The following is a 19,391-nucleotide window of genomic DNA, read 5'->3' on the forward strand; positions in this document are numbered from 1 at the left end:
GCTGTTGACGGAGGCCGAGGTGAAGCGTTTCACTGAAACGTATCAGTGAATCGATTCAGCGCAATTCCCGAGAAGAAGCCTATAAAGCGAGTAGGTAATATAGGGTGAGCTGGTCGGCGAGGAGGTGACATGGGGATCGACGTGCACCAGCACATCTGGACGGCCGGGTTCGTGGAGGCACTGCGCCGGCGGGCCACGCCGCCGTTCCTGTCGGGCTGGACGCTGCACCTCGACGGCGAGGCGCCGTACGAGGTGAACCCCCGTGACCACGACCTCCGCCACCGGCTCGGCTTCAACCGCGACCACGGCATCGACCTGGCGCTGGTGTCGCTGTCCAGCCCGCTCGGCGTCGAGCACCTGCCGCCCGGCGACGCCTGGCCGCTGCTCGACGCCTACCACGAGGGGGCGCTGAGCCTGCCGCCGTCATTCCGGGCCTGGGCCTCCGCCTGCGTCAGCGCGGTCGACCCCGCGCGCACCGCCGAGGCGCTGGACCGCGGCTTCGCCGGGCTCCAGCTTCCCGCGACCGCCCTGCTGGACGCCGAGGGCCTCGCCCGCGTCGCGCCGCTGCTCGACCTGCTCCAAGATCGCGATCTGCCGTTGTTCGTCCATCCGGGCCCGGCGGGCGCCGCCGAGGGGCCCGCGTGGTGGCCGGCGCTGGTTCCCTACGTCCAGCAGATGCACGCCGCCTGGTACGCCTTCCGCGCGTTCGGCCGGCCACGGCACCCGCGCCTGCGGGTCTGCTTCGCGCTGCTCGCCGGCCTGGCCCCGCTGCACGTGGAGCGCCTCATCGCCCGGGGCGGCTCGGCGCGCGGCTCGGTCGACCCTGACGCCTACCTTGAGACCTCCTCCTACGGCCACCAGGCCATCGACGCGATCACCCGGGTGGTCGGCGTCGAGGTCGTGGTGCTCGGCTCGGACGCCCCGTACGCCGAGCCCGCCCGCACGCTGCTCGGCGAGGCCATCGAGCAGCAGATATCCCTCACCAACCCCACGCGCCTGCTCTCTCTGGAAGGAGCCGTGCACCGATGACCTGGGAGTCATTGCCCGACCGATACCTGGACAAGCGCGAACTGCGCGATCTCGTCGAAGACCTCGCGGCGCGTCCCGAGGTGTGGGCGCCGCACGTCGCCTTCGGGGACAGCGGAGAGGCGCGCCACTACGCCTCCCTCCACCGCGACTCCTTCGTGGACGTCTGGGTCATCTGCTGGCGGCCCGAGGACGACACGGGCTGGCACGACCACGACGTCTCCTCCGGCGCCGTCCGAGTGGTCGCGGGCACGCTGAAGGAGTCGAACCCGCGCATCGGGGGCGAGCCGCTGGAGACGCTGGTCTCCGAGGGCGAGGCGCTGTCGTTCGGGCCCGAGCACATCCACCGGATCAACGGCCACGCGCCGGCCACCGTGTCGATCCACGCCTACTCTCCCCCGCTGTGGCGCCTCGGTCAGTACTCCATCAGCGACGACGGCGTCATGCGCCGCGCATCGGTGAGCTATGCGGACGAGCTGCGCCCGGCGGACGCGGAGGCGCTGGTCTGACCGGCGCCGCCTGCCAGGGGCGCCCGGCCACGGGCCCCCCTTCGCCGGAGGCCTGAGCAGAGGGCCCGCCTTCACCGGCCGCCCGGGCGTAGAGGGCTCCCCCGCCGGACGCCTGAGCATTGGGCGCTTCCTCGTCGGGCATCTCAGCGGGGGAGCCTCCTGTGCCGCTCGCCCCGTGCACGAGGCCGGCTCCGCGGACGACCTCGTCGCGGACCTGCCGGGCGACGCCGGGGTCGTCGCTGAACACCCCGTCGACGCCGAGCCCGTACAGCGTCCTGAGCCAGCCGGCCACATCGCCGTGCGCGCTCGCGTACCCGGGCGCCGCCGGGTCGCCCAAGCGGAACGGGGCGGGAAGGTAGGCGTTCTCCGGCCGGACCGTCCAGACGTGGATGTCCAGATTCTGCCGGTGGGCGTCGGCGACCAGCGGGGTGGGGGCGCCCAGCCGGCCGTAGCGGTCGACCGGCCGCACCAGATCGGTGGAGACGCCGACGGCGTCGGCGTAGGTGGCGATCTCCGCCAGCCCTGCGGGGGTGGCCAGGTCGCGGTAGGTGCGCCGGTCGCCCTTGGTCACCAGGTCGCGGGGCGCGCCGGACGCCTCCAGGAGCTGGACCAGCCGCAGCCGCGTCCGGTGGCGCAGCGCCCGCAGGTTCGCGGTCTCGAACGACTCGATCCACACCGGGTCGGCCCGCTCGCGCCAGCCGTAGCGGCCGAGCGTCGCGAGCAGCGGCCCTTCCAGGGGCAGCCCGATGGAGGCGAAGTAGCCGGGGTGCTTGGTCTCGGCGTAGACGCCGACGCCCGACCGTCTGGCGAGCGCCACGATCTCCTCGAAGGTGGCGACGGGCGCGAGGCCGTCGAAGGCGGCGCTGCCCGGGCGCAGGGCCGGCAGCCGTTCGACGGCGCGCAGAGTGCGCAGTTCGGCGAGGGTGAAGTCCTCGGTGAACCAGCCGGTGAGCGTGCGTCCGTCGATCACCTTGGTCGTCCTGCGCGCGGCGAACTCGAGGTGACGGGCGACGTCGGTGGTCTGGGAGATCTCGTTCTCGTGCCGGGCGACCAGCACGTGGTCCTTGGTGGACACCAGGTCGGTCTCCAGGAAGTCCGCTCCCATGGCGATGGCCATCCGGTAGGACGGCAGGGTGTGCTCGGGCCGGTACGCGCAGGCGCCGCGGTGCGCGACGACGACCGGGTACGACCGCGATCCCCCGCGCGTCGCCGCCCGCGCGGGCGCGGTGCCGCCCGGCAGCAGGGACAGCAGAGACAGCAGAGACAGCAGGCCCGCCAGCGCGCCGGCCGCAGGCCATCGAACGCAGGTCACGCTCGATGTTATGCCTGGTCAGAGTATTTCCCTCGCGTATGACACGCGCACCGCGGTGGGCGGAGGACGACGACTATGGAGGATCACCAGCGACCGTGCTCCGTTATCGGTAATCATCTGCACAGAACAGCGATCATCCCGACATTTCAGAAAGACCGGTGCCGTCCCGCGCCGGGTCCGGCGACGGACGGGCGGGCCGCGCCGATATCGGAGGCATGTATGCACGGATTGTCCCTCCCCCGCCGCGCCTTACTCAAGGGCGTGGGCCTTGGCGCCCTCGCCGCGGCCGGCGCCGCCTGCGGCGCGCCCGGCGAGGAGATCCGGACCGACAGCGGAAAGATCGTGATCGGGTTCGTCAGCCCCCGGTCGGGGGCGCTCGCCGGCTTCGCCTCCGGAGACGACTTCGTCGTGGACCGCGTCCGCCAGACCCCGCCCTACGCCAACGGGTTCACCGTCGGCGGCCGCAGGTACGACGTGGAGATCGTGGTGAAGGACAGCGTGTCCGACCCCCGGCTGGCCGCGCGGGCTGCCGGTGAGCTCATCGCGCACCACCGGGCCGACATGGTCCTCACCAGCTCCGCCCCCGAGACGACCAACCCGGTGGCTTCGGTGTGCGAGGCCCAGGGCATCCCCTGCGTCGCGACCGTCGTCCCCTGGGAGGCCTGGTACTTCTCCCGCCAGGCCGACGCCGCCCATCCCCGCCCCTTCACGTACACGACGATGTTCTTCCTCGGCGTCGACCAGTTCGGCGGGTGCTTCGTCCCGATGTGGAACCGGGTCCCCACCAACAAGGTGGTGGCCGGCATGTTCCCCGACGACGCCGACGGCAACGCCTTCCGGCGCGCCTGGCCGGCGATCATCGAGAAGGCGGGATACACCTGGGTGGACGGCGGCGCCTACAACGACGGCCGCGACTTCGCCCGGATGATCGCCAAGTTCCGGCGCGAGCGGTGCGAGATCTTCATCAACGCCCCGCTGACCCCCGACTTCAACCGCATGTGGCGGCAGGCGGCGAGCGAGGGGTTCCGTCCCCGGCTGGCCACGGTGGCCAAGGTCCTGCTGTTCCCGTCCGACACGCTGCCCCTGGGCGGCCTGGTGGACAACATCGCCACCGACTCCTGGTGGGGCCCCTACATGCCGAACACCTCCTCGCTGGACGGCGAGAGCGCCAAGAGCCTCGCCGAGGCCTACCAGTCGGCCAGCGGCCGGCAGTGGCTGCAGACCCTCGGCTCGGTCTACTCGCTGTTCGAGATCGCCCATGAGGCCTTCACGAAGGTCGACTCGCCGCGGGACCGCCAGGCCGTCGCCGCGCGGCTCAGGACGCTCAACTACTCCGGCATGTCCGGCGTGCTGGACTTCTCCCGCGGGCCGGTGCCGGGCGTCGCCGTCCAGCAGCCCGTAGGGGTGCAGTGGAAGAAGGGCGTCGGACGGTTCCCCTACGAGATGATGGTCGTGGACAACAGCCTCAACCCGGCCGTCCCCCTCGGCGCCGAACTGGCCCCGACGAATCCGTGAGCGGCGCCGGCGGGCGCCCCGCCAGCACGCCCGAGACCAGTTGCAGCCCGCACGCCGCCAGCCCGACGGCCAGCGGCACCGTCCAGCCGCCCGAGAGCTGGTGCAGCAGTCCGATCAGGAAGGGGCCGAGCGCGGCGAGCAGGTAGCCCGACGACTGCGCCACGGCCGACAGCGCGGTCACCGAGGCCGGGTCGGGCGCCCGCAGCGCGATGATCAGCAGCGCGAGCGCGATCGACGCCCCCTGCCCCACCCCAAGGATGATCATCCACAGCCACGGCACCGTGGCCGGCCAGAACAGCACGCCCACGTACCCGGCGGCCGTCAGCAGCGCGGCGGCCACGATGTGCGGCGCCTGCGACCGGGCCCGGCCGGCGTGCGAGGGCACCGTCAGGGTGGCGGCGAGCTGTGCGAGGTTGGTCAGGGCGAGCAGGTAGCCGGCCTGGTCCGCCGGCAGCCCGGAGTCGCGGAAGATCGTCGGCAGCCAGGCGAGCAGGATGTAGAAGGTCAGCGACTGCACGCCCATGAAGGTCATGACGTACCAGGTCACGCGGCTGCGCAGCAGCGCGGCGTACCGCCGGTGCCCGGCGCCGGCACGCCCGCCGCGCGCGAGCCGGCCGAACGCCTGCGGCGCCCACAGCAGTGCCGCCGCCAGCGCCAGGACGGCCACCGAGCAGGCCGCCACGCGCCAGCCGTACCGCTGCTCGATCGGCACCATCAGCGCCGAGGCCGACGCGGCGCCGGTCACCAGGCCCGAGACGTAGACGCCGGTGAACAGGCCGACGCGGTCGGGGAAGTGCTGTTTGACCACCCCGGGCATCACCACGTTCATGATCGCGATGGCGGTGCCGGCGATGGCGGACCCGGCGTAGAGGGTCACGACGCCGCCGAGTCCGCGCACGAGGGTGCCCGCGGCCAGGATGAGCAGGCCGATGAGCAGCGTGCGGTCGAGCCCGGCCCTGGCCGCCAGGGCGGGGGCGACCGGAGCCAGCAGGCCGAGGCAGACCACCATGACCGTGGTGATCCCCCCGCCGGCGGCCGGGGTCAGGCCGAGGTCGGCCATGATCTCGCTCAGCAGCGGCGAGACGCCGGCGAGCGCGGGCCGCAGGTTCAGCGCGGCGAGCACGAAACCCGCCACCAGCAGCACACCCGCCGCAGCCGGACGCCCGCTCCCGGCCGGCGGGGCGGGCGTCCGCTCGCGTTCTCCTGGTCCGCGACCGGGCGTCGAAGCGGACTCCGACCCCCGATCGCGTTCCTGTCCGGGGTCGGGGGCGGCCGGGGGCTTCATAGACCCCGGAGCCTATCGGTGGTCATCAGAACGGATAGCGGGCGATGTCACCCTGCATGGTCACCCACTGGGTGTCGGTGAACGCCTCGATGTTCGCCCGCGTGCCACCGAACCGCGACCCGGTCCCGGAGGATCCGACGCCGCCGAACGGCGCCACCGCCTCGTCGTCCACGGTCTGGTCGTTGATGTGGACGATGCCCGTGGGGATGAGGTCGGCGAGCGCCAGACCCTTCATCGCGTCGCGGGTCAGGATGCCGAGCGACAGCCCGTACTCGCTGTCACCGGCCAGCGACGCCGCCTCCTCCAGGGAGGAGAACGGCATCACCGGAGCGACAGGGCCGAAGACCTCCTCGGCGTACGCGGGCGCGGAGGTCGTCAGGTCGGTCAGCACGGTCGGGCGGTAGAACAGCTCCTCGTAGGTGCCGCCGGCCGCGAGGCGGGCCCCGCCGTCGAGGCTGCCGGTGACCAGCGCGTGGACCTTGTCCCGCTGCCGCCGGTCGATGAGCGGGCCGAGGGCGACTTGCTGGGTGGCCGGGTCGCCGACCGGCATGTGGTCGGCCTTGGCGGCGAGCCGCTCGACGTACTCGTCCTTGACCGAGGCGTGGACCAGGTGCCGTCCCGCGGTCATGCAGATCTGCCCTTGGTGGAAGAACGAGCCCCACGCGCCGGCCGAGACGGCGAGGTCCACGTCGGCGTCATCGAGAACGATGAGCGCGGAGTTGCCGCCGAGCTCCAGGTGGACGCGCTTGAGGTGCCGCGCGGCCAGCTCGCCGACCTTGCGTCCGGCCGCCGTCGAGCCGGTGAACGACAGGACGCGGACGCGCGGGTCGGTGACCAGCGCCTCGCCGGCGTCCACGCCGCCGGGCAGCATGTGCAGCAGGCCCGCCGGCAGTCCGGCCTCCTCGAAGACGCGGGCGATGGCGACGCCGCCGCAGACGGCGGTGCGCGGGTCGGGTTTGAACACCACGGCGTTGCCGAGCGCGAGCGCCGGGGCGACCGACCGGATGCCGAGGATCAGCGGCGCGTTGAACGGCGCGATCACCCCCACCACGCCCACCGGCACGCGCCGGGCCAGGCTGAGGCGCTGCTTCGCGGTCGGCAGGATCTCGCCGGGCGGCTGGGAGGCCAGTGCGGCGGCCTCGTAGCACTCCTGCGCGGCGACGTGGGTCTCGAAGGCGGCCTTGCCGGGGATGGAGCCGGACTCGCGGACGAGCCAGTGCTGGATGCCGGCGGCGTGGTCCTCGAACAACCGGCCGGCCCTGCGCAGGACGGCCGCGCGCTCCTCGAAGGAGGCGGCGGCCCACGCGCGCTGGGCCCGCGCGGCCTGCCCGGCCGCCGTCGCGATGTCGGCGGGACCGGCGATCCCGGCGCGGCCGATCTCCTTGCCGGTGGCGGGCTCGATCACCGCCGCGTCGCCGGCCTGGGACCCCGTCCAGCCGCTGCCGCCGTAGACCGATCCGGACCAGATCTTCGGGTCGAGGAATTCCATGGTCAACGCCTTTCCGTGGTGCTCTGTCGCTGAGCCGGCACCGCCGCCCGCCGCAGGCGCTCCAAGGGGCCGTCAACGTTCGTTCGCCCTGCGAACATGAACTCCGCAGAACGAACGTGTCAGTGCAAGCTATCCCTGCGACCAAACCGCGTCAATGTCCGAAAACACCCGTCGCCACCGCACTTTCGGTCGCTCAGCCGGAGACGCTCGCCGTAAGCGCGGAACATCCGTTCGGCACCCGAATGACGAACCGCGAACGACCACGAACCCCACCTGGCCCGCCGCCCGGCGCACCCCGGCACCCGCCGCCACGCACCCCCGTCCACAGCCACCGCACCACCATGCCGCGCATCCCCGCGCACGCCGCCGCGCAGCGTTCGGCCCACCCGGCACCCGCCGCCGCGCACCTCGTCCACGGCCACCCGCACCACCATCGGCCCCACACGCCGCCGCGCATCCCCCAGCGCCCCCGACATCCGCTGGTATGAGCGGCCGCGCGTACGCCTGCTGGTATAACGGTCACCGCGAGAGGGGACCTGACCATGGCGGAGGAGTACGTCCAGTCGCTGGCCCGCGGGCTCGCGGTCATCCGGGCCTTCGACGCCGCGCATCCGGAGCTCACGCTGAGCGAGGTGGCCCGTTCCACCGGCCTCACCCGCGCGGCGGCGCGCCGGTTCCTGCTCACGCTGGTCGAGCTCGGGTACGTCCGCACCGACGGCCGGCTGTTCGCGCTGTCCCCCCGGGTGCTGGAGCTCGGGTACGCCTACCTGTCCGGCCTGTCGCTGCCCGAGGTCGCCCTCCCCCACCTGGAACGGCTGGTCGCCGAGGTCCACGAGTCCGCCTCGGTCTCGGTGCTCGACGACGGCGACATCGTGTACGTGGCCCGGGTCCCGACCACGCGCATCATGCGGGTGACCATCAGCATCGGCACGCGCTTCCCCGCACACTGCACCTCGATGGGACGGGTTCTGCTCGCCTGGCTGCCGCCCGCCGACCTCGACGCCTACTTCGCCTCCGCCGACCTCGAACGGCGCACCACCCGCACGATCACCTCGCGCGACGCGCTGGCCGCCGAACTCGAACGGGTGCGGGCCCAAGGGTGGGCCATGGTCGACCAGGAGCTGGAAGAGGGCCTGCGCTCGATCGCCGCGCCCATCCGCGACCGCGCGGGCCAGGTCGTCGCGGCCGTGAACCTCTCCTCGCACGCCAGCCGCACCACCGTGGAGTCCGCCCGCCGCGACCTGCTCCCCCCGCTGCTCGCCACCGCCGCCCGCGTCGAGGCCGACCTGCACACCACCACCGGCCCCCACTCCTCGGCCCTTTGAACCCCCTCGCATCCCGGCACCATCGGACCCCAGCGGCGGCTCCCCCGGACCCGCGCGGCGGCGTCCCGCCGGACCCGTGCGGGGGCGTCCCTGCGGGCGCCGGCTTCTCGGGCGTCGCACCCCCACCCTGATCCCCCTGCGGCGACGTCAGTTCCAAGCCTGACGCCCCGGTCAGAGCTCGTGACAACGTTGTCACATCGCGCTCCGATACGGAATGATGCGGAGCGTGGCAGAGACCAGGCGCGGGCGGCCCACGATGAACGACGTCGCGGCCACGGCAGGCGTCGCGCTCAAGACGGTGTCCCGCGTGGTCAACGACGAGCCGGGCGTCAACGCGGCGACCGCCGAACGGGTGCGCCAGGCCATCGAACTGCTCGGTTACCGCCGCAACGACGGCGCCCGGGTGCTCCGGCGAGGGCGCACGGCCAGCATCGGTCTCATCATCGAGGACGTCGCCGACCCCTTCTACTCCGGCCTGAGCCGCGCCGTGGAGGACGTCGCCCTGCGCAACGGCTCCCTGGTCTTCACCGGCTCCTCGGGCGAGGACCCGCAGCGCGAGCGCGCGCTGGTGCTGGCCTTCTGCGCCCGGCGCGTCGACGGGCTGGTCATCGTGCCGGCGGGGTACGACCACGGCTACCTCGCCCCCGAGCTGGCCGCGGGCATCCGCGCCGTCTTCGCCGACCGCCCCACCGGCCCCACCCCCGAGACCGACCGCCCCACCGGCCCTGCCCTCGCCATCGACCGTCCCACCGGCCCCACCCCCGAGACCGACCATCCCACCGGCCCTGCCCTCGCTATCGACCGTCCCACCGGCCTCACCGCCGAGGCCGACCGCCACACCGGCCCGGCCGTCGAGGTGGACACCGTGCTGTGCGACAACGCCGGGGGCGCCGCGACGGGCGTGGCCCACCTCATCGCGCACGGCCACCGCCGCATCGCCTTCCTCGGCGACCAGCCCGCCATCTTCACCGCCCAGGAACGGCTGCGCGGCTACCGCGAGGCTCTGGAGGCCGCCGGCCTGCCGTACGACCCGTCTCTGGTCTCCATGGGCGTTCCCGAGCAGAGCCGGGTGAGCGCGGCGGTGGCGGACGCGCTGGCGCTCGGCGACCCGCCGACGGCCCTGTTCACCGGAAACGGCCAGCTCACGGTGGCCGCCCTGCGCGCCCTTCCCACTCCGCGGCCGGCGATCGTGGGCTTCGACGACTTCGAGCTGGCCGACCTGCTGGACCCCGCGATCACCGTGGTGGCCCAGGACCCGGTCGGCCTCGGCCGCACGGCCGCCGAGCTGCTGTTCCGCCGCCTGACCGGCGAGAACGGCCCGATCGAGCACATCCAGCTCCCCACCCACCTCATCCCCCGAGGCTCCGGCGAACGCCCCCCGCCCCCCTGACCCGCCTCACCCGGGCAAGGGAACACCCGCTCTCCCTTCACCCCTCACCGAGTTCTGACACCGGGCGCGTCTTCGCGGGGCGCGCCGTGGGACGGGTCCGGGGCGGCGGGCGGTGGGTCAGCGGGTGGACTCGGCTTGGATGAGCATGCGTTTGAGGAGGGCGATCAGGGTGTCCTGCTCGGCCTGGGTCAGGGGGTGGACCATGCCGTCCTCGGCGGTGCCGCGCAGTTCCATGGCGGCGTACCACCGGGCGTGCCCCTGCTCGGTGAGCTCGACGTCGACGCGCCTGCGGTCCTCGACGCCGCGCAGCCTGCGGACCAGGCCGGCGTTCTCGAGGGTCGCGAGGCGCCCGGTCATGCCGGCCGGCGAGACCATCAGCTCGGTGGCCAGCTCGGACGGCGTCGCCCGCCAGGGCTCGCCCCGGGCCACGAGGCGGTGGAGGGTCTCGAACTCGAACCCCTGAAGGCCGACCTCGGCCAGCGCGCGGTCCTTGGCGTGCGCGACGTGGCGGGCCAGGAGCTGGATGCGCGTGATGATCGCCTCGACCCGTTCGTCGAACGGCGCCTTGTCGCGCCACCGCGCCAGATGCCGATCGACGGAGTCCTCCATCCCGTAAGTATGCTACGCCGACAAGTATTTCGTTGACAAAAGATTAGCTAGCGAAATATGTTCTCGGCCCATGAGCTCACCTGTGCGCCGCCTGCTCGTCGGGCGGACGATCGCGGCCCTGGCGACCGCGCTGATCCCGACGACGCTGACCCTCGCGGTCGTCCGCGCCACCGGCTCCGCCGGCGACCTCGGGCTCGTCCTCGCCTGCGAGATGATCCCGATGCTGCTCATGCTCCCGGTCGCCGGGGTGGTCGCCGACCGCTTCCCTCCGCAGCGGGTCGTCCTCGCGGCCGACCTGGTGCGCGGCGCGGCACAGCTCGGCGTCGCGGCGGAACTGCTCGCGGGCGTGGTCCGCATCCCCGACATCGCGGTGCTGTCGGCGATCACCGGCGCGGGGCTGGCCCTCGGGACGCCCGCGGTGCGGACGCTGGTGGCGGCCGTGGTGGCCGATCAGGAGCGGCTGCGCGTGAACGCGCGCATCGGCGTGGCCCAGGGGCTCGCCCAGGTGGTGGCTCCCGCCACGGCCGGCGCGCTCGTCCTCGCTCTCGGCCCGGGCTGGTCCTCGCTGCTCACCGGCGGACTGTTCGCCGTCTCCGCGCTGACGCTCGGCGGGCTGCGCCCCGCCCGCGCCGTCCGGCGGGGCCCGCGCGGGTCGTTCCTCGCCGACCTGCGCGAAGGATGGGTGGAGACCCGCCGGCACCCGTGGTTCCTGGCCAGCGTGCTCGGCCACGGAGTATGGCACCTGGCCGCCGGTTTCCTGCTGACGCTCGGCCCGCTGATCGCCGTGCGCGATCTCGGCGGTGAGGCCTCGTGGGTGCTGATCACCCAGCTCGGCACCGTCGGCCTGCTGGTGGGCGTCTACGCCGCGCCCCGGCTGCCGGTCCGCCGCCCGCTCGCGGTCGTCGCGGTCGGCGCCGCCGCCTACGCGCTCCCCCTGGCGGCCTTCGGCCCGCCGATGCCGCTGGCGGTGGTCGCCGGAGCCTACTGCGCCGCCATGTTCGGCCTCGGCGTGCTGACCCCCCTCTGGGAGACGTCGTTGCAGCAGCGCATCCCGGAGGAGGCCCTGGGCCGCGTGGGAGCGTTCGACGGGCTCATCTCCTTCGCCGCCCGGCCGCTCGGCCTGGCCGTCGCCGCGCCGGTCGCGGCCGTGACCGGCACGGCGGCGCCGCTGGTCGCCGGGGCGGTCCTGGTCGCCGCCGCCAATCTGGCCGTGCTCGCGCTGCCGGACGTGCGCCGAGCGCCCGCCGAGGCGACGGCGGAGTTGACTTCACCTTGAGTTGAAGTTCGAGACTGCCCTCGGACGACGGTCGTCCCATGAGAGGGAGTGGCGGCATGCGCGCTGTACGAGTGGAGCGGTTCGGCGGCCCCGAGGTGCTGGTGGCGGCGGAGGTGCCCGATCCGGTGGCGGAGCCGGGACAAGTCGTGATCGACGTCGCGGCGGCCGACACCCTGTTCGTCGAGACGCAGATCCGCTCCGGGACGGCCCGGCAGTGGTTCGCGGTCGAGCCGCCGTACGTGCCGGGCGGGGCGGTGGCCGGGCGGGTGAGCGCCACGGGCCGGGGGGTGGACGCCGCCTGGGCCGGCCGGACGGTCGCGGCCTGCACCCCGGACTCCCAGGGCGGGTACGCCGAGCGGGTGGCCGTCCCGGCGGAGGCGCTGCTCGCCGTCCCGGACGGCCTGGACCCCACGTGGGCGGCGGCCCTCATGCACGACGGCGTGACGGGGCTCGCGGTCCTCGACGCGGCCGAGGTCAAGCCGGGTGACCGGGTGCTGGTCACGGCGGCGGCCGGCGGCATGGGCATCCTGCTCGTCCAGCTCGCGCGGGCGGCCGGGGCGCGGGTGACCGCGGCGGCGCGCGGGGAGCGCAAACTGGACCTCGCCCAGCGGATGGGCGCCGACGTCGTCGTCGACTACACCGAGCCCGGCTGGGCCGAGCACGTCCGGGAGGTGACCGGCGGCCCCGACGTGGTGTTCGACGGCGCGGGCGGCCGGATCGGGCAGGCGGCGTTCGCGATCGCCGCCCCGGGCGCCCGCTTCTCGGCGCACGGCGCGGCCGGCGGCGGCTTCAGCGCGATTGATCCGGCGGAGGCGGGCCGGCGCCAGATCACCGTTCGCGGCATCCAGGACGTGCAGCTCGGTCTTGCCGAGCGGAACCGGCTGGCCGAGCGGGCCATGGCCGAGGCGGCGGCGGGCCGGCTGGAACCGGTCATCGGCCGCACCTTCCCCCTCGTCCGGGCCGCCGAGGCGCACGCGGCGATCGAGGCGCGCGAGGTCCCCGGCAAGGCTTTGCTGCTGCCCTGAGGTTCACGAGGGCGGCTTTTCCCAGCGGTGGCCTGAGGTTCACGATGAGGTTGCCCAAAGGGGCGGTGGCGGGTCTTCCCGTCGGGCGGCGCCGGGGCGGGCGGAGTACCGTGACAGGTGACGCGAGGAAATGGGGGCTCGCGATGTCCGACTTCGAGGAAGTCACCAGCCGGATGGTCGACGCGATCAACAAGCACGACCTCGACGCGCTGACCCGCTGCTACACCGAGGACGCGTTCTACATGTCGCCCAGCGGCAAGGGCGAGGGCCGCGACGAGATCGGGTCCTTCTGGGCCCTTTTCCTGGACGCCTTCCCCGATCTCCAGCTGACCCCGTGGAACAAGATGCTCTGCGGGGACTGCGTGGTCATGGAATGGATCCTCACCGGGACTCACAACGGGCCGTTCCTCATGCCCGACGGCGAGGTGATCGAAGCCACCGGGCGGGGAGTGACCATCCGCGGGTGCAGTACGCGGGCCTTCCGGAACGGCCTGATCACCATGCACTGCATCTACTACGACCAACTGGAACTTCTCACCTGTCTCGGCGCCCGGCTCAGCCTCTCCCAACCTCGATGACCGCCGCCCCATCCTCACCGGCCTGAGCGGGCGGGGCGGCGTCCGCGGGTTGCGCGGACTGTGCGGGCCGTGAGGACCCAGCGGTCCGTCCGGGTTCTGAGGGCTCCACGGGTTCTCCGGGATGTGAGGGCTCCATGGGCTGTCCGGGTTCCGCGGGCCGTGCCGGCTCCGCGTGCTCGGGGCGGAGGTGGCGAGCGAGGGCGAGGGCCGCGAGGACGGCGGTGCCGCCGATGACCGCGATGGCGAGGTGCGCGGGGAGCAGCGAGGCGATCGCGCCCGCCAGCGCGGCGCCGAGGCCCTGCGTGGTCATCTGCCCGGAGGTGAACAGGCCGAAAGCCTGGCCGAGGGCGTCCGGCGGCGCGGCGTCCACGAACCTGCGCTGGAGCCCGAGGTTGTAGGCCAGGCACACCCCGGTCAGCACGCCGAGCGCCAGGCACCACGGAAGCGAGGGCCGTGCGGCGAAGGCGGCCAGCGGCACCCCCGAGGCCACGGCGAGCGGGAAGGAGAGCCGCTCCCGCAGGGCCGGCGCGGCGAACCTGCCGACGAAGAGGTCCCCGAGCGCCATCCCGACCGCGAACGCCGCGAGCACGAGCCCCGCCTGGGACGGCGCGCCGAGCTCACCGAGGTAGGGGACGACGAGGGCTTCGGCTCCGGCCACGAACATCACCGGGATCCAGCCGCAGAGCATCAGCCCGCGGACGCGCCGGTCGGCCAGCAGCCGGCGGTTGACCCGCAGCGACGCCCGCACCGCGTTCCCCCCGGCCGCCCCCAGGTCCCGCCTTGCGTGCCCCGCCCCGTGCCTTCCGCGACCGGTCCCCGCCCCGCCGCCAACGGCCCCCACCCCGCCACTGATCTCTGCATTCTCCGCCGACGGCCGTTCCTGCACGCTTCCCGTACCGCTCGCCGCGGTCTCGGCCCTGCTCGGCGACGAGGGGACGGCGGTGGGGACGGCCGCGCGGGGCGGGTGGTCGGGCAGGCCCAGTCGCAGAAGGACGGCGCCCGCCCCGGACAGCGCGGCGGTGATCAGCAGGGCTCCCCCGGGGCCGGCCAGGGACAGCACGGCGCCCCCGGCGGCCAGGCCGCCGATCTGCGCGCCGGCGGAGGTGATCGTGAGCACCGAGCGGCCGAGCACGAACGAGTCCCCCGGGAGCAGTTCCGGGAGCGTGGCGGTGCGCGCGGCGCCGAACACCGGGTTGAGCGTCCCGGTGACCACGACCAGCAGCAGCATCGCCCACACGGGCATCCCACCGAAGGCCAGCGCCAGGCAGACCGCGACACGGACCAGTTCGCCCGCGATCATGAGCCGCCGGGGCCGCATCCGGTCGGCCAGCGAGAGCAGGAACGTCCCGCCGAGCACGTACGGCAGGAACCCGCTCATGTAGGCGAGCGCCGACAGACCGGCCGAACCGGTCCGCCCGTACACCAGCGCGGCGAACGCCAGCATCTTGACCGCGTCGCCCGCCACCAGCAGTGCGAAGCTCCCGAAGAGCACCCGGAACTCCGGCACGGCGAACACCTGGCCGAACGTCGCCCGTCGCGTGTGGTCTGTCCTGGTCACCGCCACCTCCCGCCACGATGCTGCGGCCATCGGCCCGCCATGGCTAAAGTTTCGGAAATAACCGAAAGGTCAGCGACGAAGAGGAGAGGCGCTGCCTCGAAGACGTCCGGGATCAGGGCGCATGGCGCGAAGGGCGAGGAGGGGAGCGTGACGTGGGGAGGGTGATCCGGGTCGAGGTCAGTCCGCAGGATGTGATGACCAGCCGGTTCGCGGTCTCGCGGCTGATCGAGACCATGCACGCCCTGTGGCTGCTGTCCGGCCGGTACGAGGCGGGGGTGCACCGGCCGTGGGTGGAGCGGCACCGGCCTGCCTACGAGCGGCTGCTGGCGCGACTGCCCGCGCTCGGAGCGCTGGTCCTGCTGTTCCGGCGCGGCGAGTACAACGCCGACTTCATCGCCCCGCCCCCGGCCGGGGTGAACGTCGCCTTCGAGGAGGAGCTGGCGGTGATGCGGGCCACGCCCCTCGCCCAGGCGCGCGAGGAGATCGCGAGGAACCTGCACGGCGGCCCTCCGCCCTCCCCCGAGGCGCTGGCCGTCCTCGACCGGCCCGACATCGTCCGGTTGCTCGCCGACGTGCTGCGGGCCACGTGGGAGGAGATCCTCGCGCCCGGCTGGCCGCGCTTCCAGGCGATCCTCGAACGCGACGTCGCCCACCGCGCGGGGCGCCTGGCCGCCTATGGGTGGGCGGCGGCGCTCGACGACCTCGACCCGCGGGTGCGCTGGTGCGCCGTCGACGGTCCGGGGCACATCGCGGTGCGGATGGACGCCGCGGGGAAGGACGAGCGGCACCGGCTCGACGGCCGGGGGCTGCTGCTGGTCCCCACCGTCTTCGGGCCGGGGGTGGGGGCGTACCTGGAGGACGCCTGGCCGTACGCGCTGGTCTACCAGGCCCGGGGCATCGCGGCGGAGCCCGCTCCGCCGCGGGGACTCACCCGGCTCATCGGCGCCACCCGGACGGCGATCCTGCTGCGGTTGCCGGCCACCACGACGCAGCTCGCCGCCCTGCTCGACATGAGCGTCGGCGGGACCGGCGACCATGTGGCGGCGCTCCGCGAGGCCGGGCTGATCACCGGCACGCGGGTGGGCCGCTCGGTGCTGTACCACCGCACCCCGCTCGGCGACGCGCTGTCCGAAGGCGTCTGACCGATCCCCGGCCCTGCGCCGGACCGGATCGGCCGACCGGAGTCCACCGGTCCGATCCTCAGGTGCCGGGCGACCCAGGCCCCTACGGCCTGGGGCGCGGAACGGCCTGAGGCACGGGACGGCCGGGGGCCTGGTCAGCGGACGGCGCCGAGTACGGCCCAGCGGCCGGATCGGAGCCGGGCCAGCTGGGTGGTCATCCGGATCAGCAGGAAGAGCGACAACCCCGACCAGATCCCGACCAGCCCCCAGCCGAGGCTCAGCGACGCCCACACCACCGGCAGGAACCCCAGCGCCGCCGCGCACAGCGTCGCGGTGCGCATGTACGCCGCGTCGCCGGCGCCCAGCAGTACGCCGTCCAGGGCGAACACGACGCCGCCGACCGGTTGCAACGCGACGAAGAACCACCACGCGCGCGGCATCTCCGCCAGCACGGCCGGGTCGGCGGTGAACACGTGGGGCAGGGTGCCGGCCAGCGCGGCGAACACGACGCCGAGCACCGTCCCGAACAGGAGCCCGCAGCCGGCCACCTGCCAGGCCAGCCGGCGCGCCCGCTCCCCGTCCCGCGCGCCGAGCGCGGCCCCGACCAGCGCCTGCGCGGCGATGGCCAGCGCGTCGAGCACGAAGGCCAGGAACATCCACAGCTGGAACACCACCTGGTGGGCGCCGACCACCGCCGTGGAGATGTGCGCGGCCACCGCGGTGGCCGACACCCAGCACGCCTGGAAGGCCAGCCCGAGCAGCACCAGGTCGCGGGCCATGCCGAGCTGGGCGCGCATCGCGGCGGGCACCGGCGCGAGCGGCACGCCCTCGCTCACCAGCGCCCGCACGAACAGGCTCGCGGAGATCAGCTGCGCGACCACGTTGGCGGCGGCCGAGCCGTCGAGCCCCCAGCCCAGCCCGTGCACGAGCACCGGGCACAGGACCGCGGAGATCGCGTTGCCCGTCAGGACGTAGCGCAGCGGGCGTCGCATGTCCTGCACGCCGCGCATCCAGCCGTTTCCGGCCATGGTGATCAGGATCATCGGGGCGCCGAACAGGGCGATGCGCAGCCAGCTCACCGCGGCCTCGGCCACCTGGTCGTCGCCTGCGAGCAGACGGGCGATCGGGCCGGCGAGCAGTTGCCCGGCCACGACCAGCGCCAGCCCGGTGATCGCGCCGAGCCAGGTCGCCTGCACGCCCATGGCCACGGCGTCGGCCCGGCGGCCCGCGCCGTGCAGCCGGGCCGCGCGCGCGGTCGTGCCGAAGGACAGGAACGTCATCTGGGTGGCGATCTGCGCCAGCACGATCGCGCCGACCGAGAGTCCCGCGAGCGGCACCGCGCCGACATGGCCGACCACGGCCGTGTCGACGAGCAGATAGAGCGGCTCCGCGGCCAGGACGCCGAGGGCCGGCACGGCCAGCGTGATCAACTGCCGCAGCGTGGACCCGGCCCGGTCGGCATGCGGGGTCATGCACCCTCCGGTAAGGATCAGCACCGGCTTTCGCCACTTACATGCCGACTCTATCCGTAAGGGTCTCCAAGCGGCAATGCCACTTACACCGCGTCAGCCCTTCAGGGCGCCGGCCATGAGGCCTCGCATGAAGAAGCGGCCGAGCAGCACGTAGACCACCATCGTCGGGATCGAGGCGAGGATGGCGGCGGCCATCTGCTGGCTGTAGGGGACGGTCTGGGCGCCGGCGATGTTGTTCAGCATCACGGTCGTCGGCCAGGACGTCGGCCCGGTGAGGAACACCGCGAACAGGAAGTCGTTCCACATCGAGGTGAACTGCCAGATGATCACCACGGCGACCGCCGGCCCGGAGACGGGGATCACGATCGACCAGAAGGTGCGCAGCATCCCCGCGCCGTCGACCCTGGCCGCCTCCATGAGCTCGTCCGGGATCGTCACGTAGTAGTTGCGGAAGATCAGCGTGCAGATCGGGATGCCGTAGACGACGTGGGCCAGCACGAGCCCGGGGATGCCCCCGTACACCCCCAGATCCACCATGAGCTGGACCAGCGGGATCATCACCCCCTGGTACGGGATGAACATGCCGAACAGGAACAGCGTGAACACCACGTCGGCGCCCGGGAAGCGCCACTTGGACAGGACGAACCCGTTCATCGCCCCGAGCGCGGCCGAGATGAGCGACCCGGGGATCGCCAGCAGGAAGCTGTTGGCGATGCCCGGCTTGAGCTTCTCCCAGGCCACCTGCCACGCCTCGGTCGTCCAGACCTTCGGCAGGCTCCACGCCTGGCTCGGATCGGCCTCGGTCAGCGGCTTGAAGCTGGTGACCAGCAGGACGTAGATCGGGATCAGGAAGACCAGGACGAAGATGAGCAGCAGCGCGAACCGCAGGTACAGCGGCCAGCGGGCCCGGCGGGCCGCCGGCGGCGCCTGGTGCCGGGTCTTGGACGGGGCCGCGACGGCCGTGCTCATGAGCGCTTCTCCCTGCGGGCGTTCCAGACGAGGTAGGGCACGACGAAGACCGCGACGGTCAGGACGATGTAGGCGGCGATCGTGGCGCCCTTGGCCGGGTCGTGGGCGTCGAAGACGGCGACCCACATGAAGACGGCGGGCACGTCGGTGATGATCTGCTTGCCGGACACCGACACGATCAGGTCGAAGACCTTGAGCGAGATGTGCCCGAGGATGATCAGGGCGGACAGGGTGACCGGCCGCAGGAACGGGAAGACGATGTAGCGGTAGACCTGCCACTCCTTGCAGCCGTCCACCCGCGCGGCCTCGCGCAGTTCGTCCGGCACGCCACGGAACCCCGCCAGGAACAATGCCATGACATATCCGGACATCTGCCAGACGGCGGGGATGGCCATCGCCGCCATCCCCCAGTCCTGGCCCCGAAACCACTCGTTCTGCAGGAACCCCAGCCCGACGGCGTCGAACAGCCGGTTCAGCCCCACCGCCTGCGCGTCCTGACCGCTGTTCATCAGCCAGCGCCACACCACGCCCGTGGCGACGAACGAGATGGCCATCGGGAACAGGTAGATGGCGCGGAAGCCGCCCTCACCCCTGATCCCCCTCTCCATCAGGAACGCCAGGAGCCAGCCGAGCGCCAGGGCGCCACCCACGAACACGACGGTGAACACGATGGCGTGCCTGACCGAGATGCCCCAGCGCTCCTGGTCCCACAGCGAGACGAAGTTCGTCAGGCCCACGAACTTCCCGGCGGAGATCTCGTCGTGCCGGTCGGTCATGGCCAGCTTGAAGTTCCAGCCGAGCATTCCGTACACGAAGACCGCTATCGCGATGATCGACGGCGTGACCAGGAGCAGACCCGGCAGCCATCTGCGGACGCGCGACACACTTACCCCCAGCGAAGGCCCGCGCCCGCCGCGCCTGAAGAGCGACGC

The 19,391-nt window shown here is 73.1% G+C and carries 17 protein-coding genes; 9 read left to right on the forward strand and 8 right to left on the reverse strand.

Annotation, left to right across the window (positions count from 1 at the left end):
* The first annotated feature begins 129 nt into the window (after positions 1-129).
* Positions 130-1,029 carry an amidohydrolase gene (locus tag ACWEN6_RS32540; protein WP_452575615.1) on the forward strand — a complete coding sequence of 300 codons (900 nt, stop codon included), beginning with the start codon at positions 130-132 and terminating at the stop codon, positions 1,027-1,029.
* Entirely contained in the window at positions 1,026-1,535 is a 510-nt protein-coding gene (locus ACWEN6_RS32545) for a cysteine dioxygenase (RefSeq protein ID WP_354851953.1), read from the forward strand. Before ACWEN6_RS32540 ends, ACWEN6_RS32545 begins: the two co-directional genes overlap by 4 nt.
* On the opposite strand, the gene ACWEN6_RS32550 is transcribed toward ACWEN6_RS32545, so the two are convergent.
* Positions 1,468-2,847, reverse strand: a complete 1,380-nt coding sequence (locus ACWEN6_RS32550; RefSeq protein WP_452575617.1) for a glycerophosphodiester phosphodiesterase — start codon at positions 2,845-2,847, stop codon at positions 1,468-1,470. The genes ACWEN6_RS32545 and ACWEN6_RS32550 overlap by 68 nt on opposite strands.
* A gap of 219 nt (positions 2,848-3,066) precedes the next feature.
* On the opposite strand from ACWEN6_RS32550, the gene ACWEN6_RS32555 reads away from it, so the two are divergent.
* Positions 3,067-4,362, forward strand: a complete 1,296-nt coding sequence (locus tag ACWEN6_RS32555) for an ABC transporter substrate-binding protein (RefSeq protein ID WP_452575619.1) — start codon at positions 3,067-3,069, stop codon at positions 4,360-4,362.
* On the opposite strand, the gene ACWEN6_RS32560 is transcribed toward ACWEN6_RS32555, so the two are convergent.
* Together ACWEN6_RS32560 and ACWEN6_RS32565 are read right to left on the reverse strand one after the other, a co-directional pair.
* A complete protein-coding gene (locus tag ACWEN6_RS32560; RefSeq protein WP_452575621.1) occupies positions 4,313-5,647 on the reverse strand; it encodes a CynX/NimT family MFS transporter in 1,335 nt (444 codons plus the stop codon). The genes ACWEN6_RS32555 and ACWEN6_RS32560 overlap by 50 nt on opposite strands.
* A 25-nt stretch (positions 5,648-5,672) precedes the next feature.
* Positions 5,673-7,136: a benzaldehyde dehydrogenase gene (locus ACWEN6_RS32565; RefSeq protein ID WP_452575623.1), complete on the reverse strand. Its 1,464-nt coding sequence runs from the start codon at positions 7,134-7,136 to the stop codon at positions 5,673-5,675.
* A gap of 542 nt (positions 7,137-7,678) precedes the next feature.
* Between ACWEN6_RS32565 and ACWEN6_RS32570 the strand changes: the two genes are divergently transcribed.
* Together ACWEN6_RS32570 and ACWEN6_RS32575 are read left to right on the forward strand one after the other, a co-directional pair.
* Positions 7,679-8,461, forward strand: coding sequence for an IclR family transcriptional regulator domain-containing protein (locus ACWEN6_RS32570; RefSeq protein WP_452575624.1), 783 nt, complete (start codon positions 7,679-7,681; stop codon positions 8,459-8,461).
* A gap of 226 nt (positions 8,462-8,687) precedes the next feature.
* A complete protein-coding gene (locus ACWEN6_RS32575) occupies positions 8,688-9,851 on the forward strand; it encodes a LacI family DNA-binding transcriptional regulator (RefSeq protein ID WP_452575626.1) in 1,164 nt (387 codons plus the stop codon).
* Positions 9,852-9,968: 117 nt separating this feature from the next.
* Here ACWEN6_RS32575 and ACWEN6_RS32580 read toward each other — a convergent pair whose 3' ends face one another.
* Positions 9,969-10,460, reverse strand: coding sequence for a MarR family winged helix-turn-helix transcriptional regulator (locus tag ACWEN6_RS32580; protein ID WP_452575628.1), 492 nt, complete (start codon positions 10,458-10,460; stop codon positions 9,969-9,971).
* 70 nt (positions 10,461-10,530) lie between these two features.
* Here ACWEN6_RS32580 and ACWEN6_RS32585 point away from each other — a divergent pair, with 70 nt between their 5' ends.
* The 3 genes from ACWEN6_RS32585 (at position 10,531) to ACWEN6_RS32595 (ending at position 13,339) form a co-directional block, all read left to right on the forward strand.
* Positions 10,531-11,736, forward strand: coding sequence for an MFS transporter (locus ACWEN6_RS32585; protein ID WP_452575630.1), 1,206 nt, complete (start codon positions 10,531-10,533; stop codon positions 11,734-11,736).
* Positions 11,737-11,792: 56 nt separating this feature from the next.
* Complete coding sequence (locus ACWEN6_RS32590) at positions 11,793-12,761, forward strand: zinc-binding dehydrogenase (protein WP_452575632.1); 969 nt, start codon at positions 11,793-11,795, stop codon at positions 12,759-12,761.
* Positions 12,762-12,904: 143 nt separating this feature from the next.
* Positions 12,905-13,339, forward strand: coding sequence for an ester cyclase (locus ACWEN6_RS32595; RefSeq protein ID WP_452575634.1), 435 nt, complete (start codon positions 12,905-12,907; stop codon positions 13,337-13,339).
* Here the strand turns inward: ACWEN6_RS32595 and ACWEN6_RS32600 are convergent.
* Positions 13,317-14,897 (reverse strand): MFS transporter, encoded by a 1,581-nt coding sequence (locus ACWEN6_RS32600; RefSeq protein WP_452575636.1) that lies wholly within the window; start codon positions 14,895-14,897, stop codon positions 13,317-13,319. The two genes, ACWEN6_RS32595 and ACWEN6_RS32600, sit on opposite strands and share 23 nt — an antisense overlap.
* 152 nt (positions 14,898-15,049) lie before the next feature.
* Here ACWEN6_RS32600 and ACWEN6_RS32605 point away from each other — a divergent pair, with 152 nt between their 5' ends.
* The gene (locus tag ACWEN6_RS32605; protein WP_452575638.1) at positions 15,050-16,039 is read left to right on the forward strand and encodes a DUF5937 family protein; all 990 of its coding nucleotides are present in this window, start codon (positions 15,050-15,052) and stop codon (positions 16,037-16,039) included.
* Between the two features lie 134 nt (positions 16,040-16,173).
* Here the strand turns inward: ACWEN6_RS32605 and ACWEN6_RS32610 are convergent, their stop codons facing one another.
* The 3 genes from ACWEN6_RS32610 to ACWEN6_RS32620 form a co-directional block, all read right to left on the reverse strand.
* The gene (locus ACWEN6_RS32610; RefSeq protein ID WP_452575640.1) at positions 16,174-17,490 is read right to left on the reverse strand and encodes an MATE family efflux transporter; all 1,317 of its coding nucleotides are present in this window, start codon (positions 17,488-17,490) and stop codon (positions 16,174-16,176) included.
* Between the two features lie 93 nt (positions 17,491-17,583).
* Positions 17,584-18,459: a carbohydrate ABC transporter permease gene (locus ACWEN6_RS32615; RefSeq protein WP_380830695.1), complete on the reverse strand. Its 876-nt coding sequence runs from the start codon at positions 18,457-18,459 to the stop codon at positions 17,584-17,586.
* Positions 18,456-19,343, reverse strand: a complete 888-nt coding sequence (locus ACWEN6_RS32620; RefSeq protein ID WP_452575642.1) for a carbohydrate ABC transporter permease — start codon at positions 19,341-19,343, stop codon at positions 18,456-18,458. Before ACWEN6_RS32620 ends, ACWEN6_RS32615 begins: the two co-directional genes overlap by 4 nt.
* Positions 19,344-19,391: the final 48 nt, after the last annotated feature.

It is taken from the genome of Sphaerisporangium sp. NPDC004334, assembly GCF_053602655.1.

Coding starts and splice junctions, on each gene's coding strand:
- ACWEN6_RS32570 (WP_452575624.1), top strand. CDS start 7,679: ATGGCGGAGGAGTACGTCCAGTCGCTGGCCCGCGGGCTCGCGGTCATC.
- ACWEN6_RS32555 (WP_452575619.1), top strand. CDS start 3,067: ATGCACGGATTGTCCCTCCCCCGCCGCGCCTTACTCAAGGGCGTGGGC.
- ACWEN6_RS32560 (WP_452575621.1), bottom strand. CDS start 5,647: ATGAAGCCCCCGGCCGCCCCCGACCCCGGACAGGAACGCGATCGGGGG.
- ACWEN6_RS32565 (WP_452575623.1), bottom strand. CDS start 7,136: ATGGAATTCCTCGACCCGAAGATCTGGTCCGGATCGGTCTACGGCGGC.
- ACWEN6_RS32540 (WP_452575615.1), top strand. CDS start 130: ATGGGGATCGACGTGCACCAGCACATCTGGACGGCCGGGTTCGTGGAG.
- ACWEN6_RS32615 (WP_380830695.1), bottom strand. CDS start 18,459: ATGAGCACGGCCGTCGCGGCCCCGTCCAAGACCCGGCACCAGGCGCCG.
- ACWEN6_RS32590 (WP_452575632.1), top strand. CDS start 11,793: ATGCGCGCTGTACGAGTGGAGCGGTTCGGCGGCCCCGAGGTGCTGGTG.
- ACWEN6_RS32610 (WP_452575640.1), bottom strand. CDS start 17,490: ATGACCCCGCATGCCGACCGGGCCGGGTCCACGCTGCGGCAGTTGATC.
- ACWEN6_RS32585 (WP_452575630.1), top strand. CDS start 10,531: ATGAGCTCACCTGTGCGCCGCCTGCTCGTCGGGCGGACGATCGCGGCC.
- ACWEN6_RS32595 (WP_452575634.1), top strand. CDS start 12,905: ATGTCCGACTTCGAGGAAGTCACCAGCCGGATGGTCGACGCGATCAAC.
- ACWEN6_RS32545 (WP_354851953.1), top strand. CDS start 1,026: ATGACCTGGGAGTCATTGCCCGACCGATACCTGGACAAGCGCGAACTG.
- ACWEN6_RS32580 (WP_452575628.1), bottom strand. CDS start 10,460: ATGGAGGACTCCGTCGATCGGCATCTGGCGCGGTGGCGCGACAAGGCG.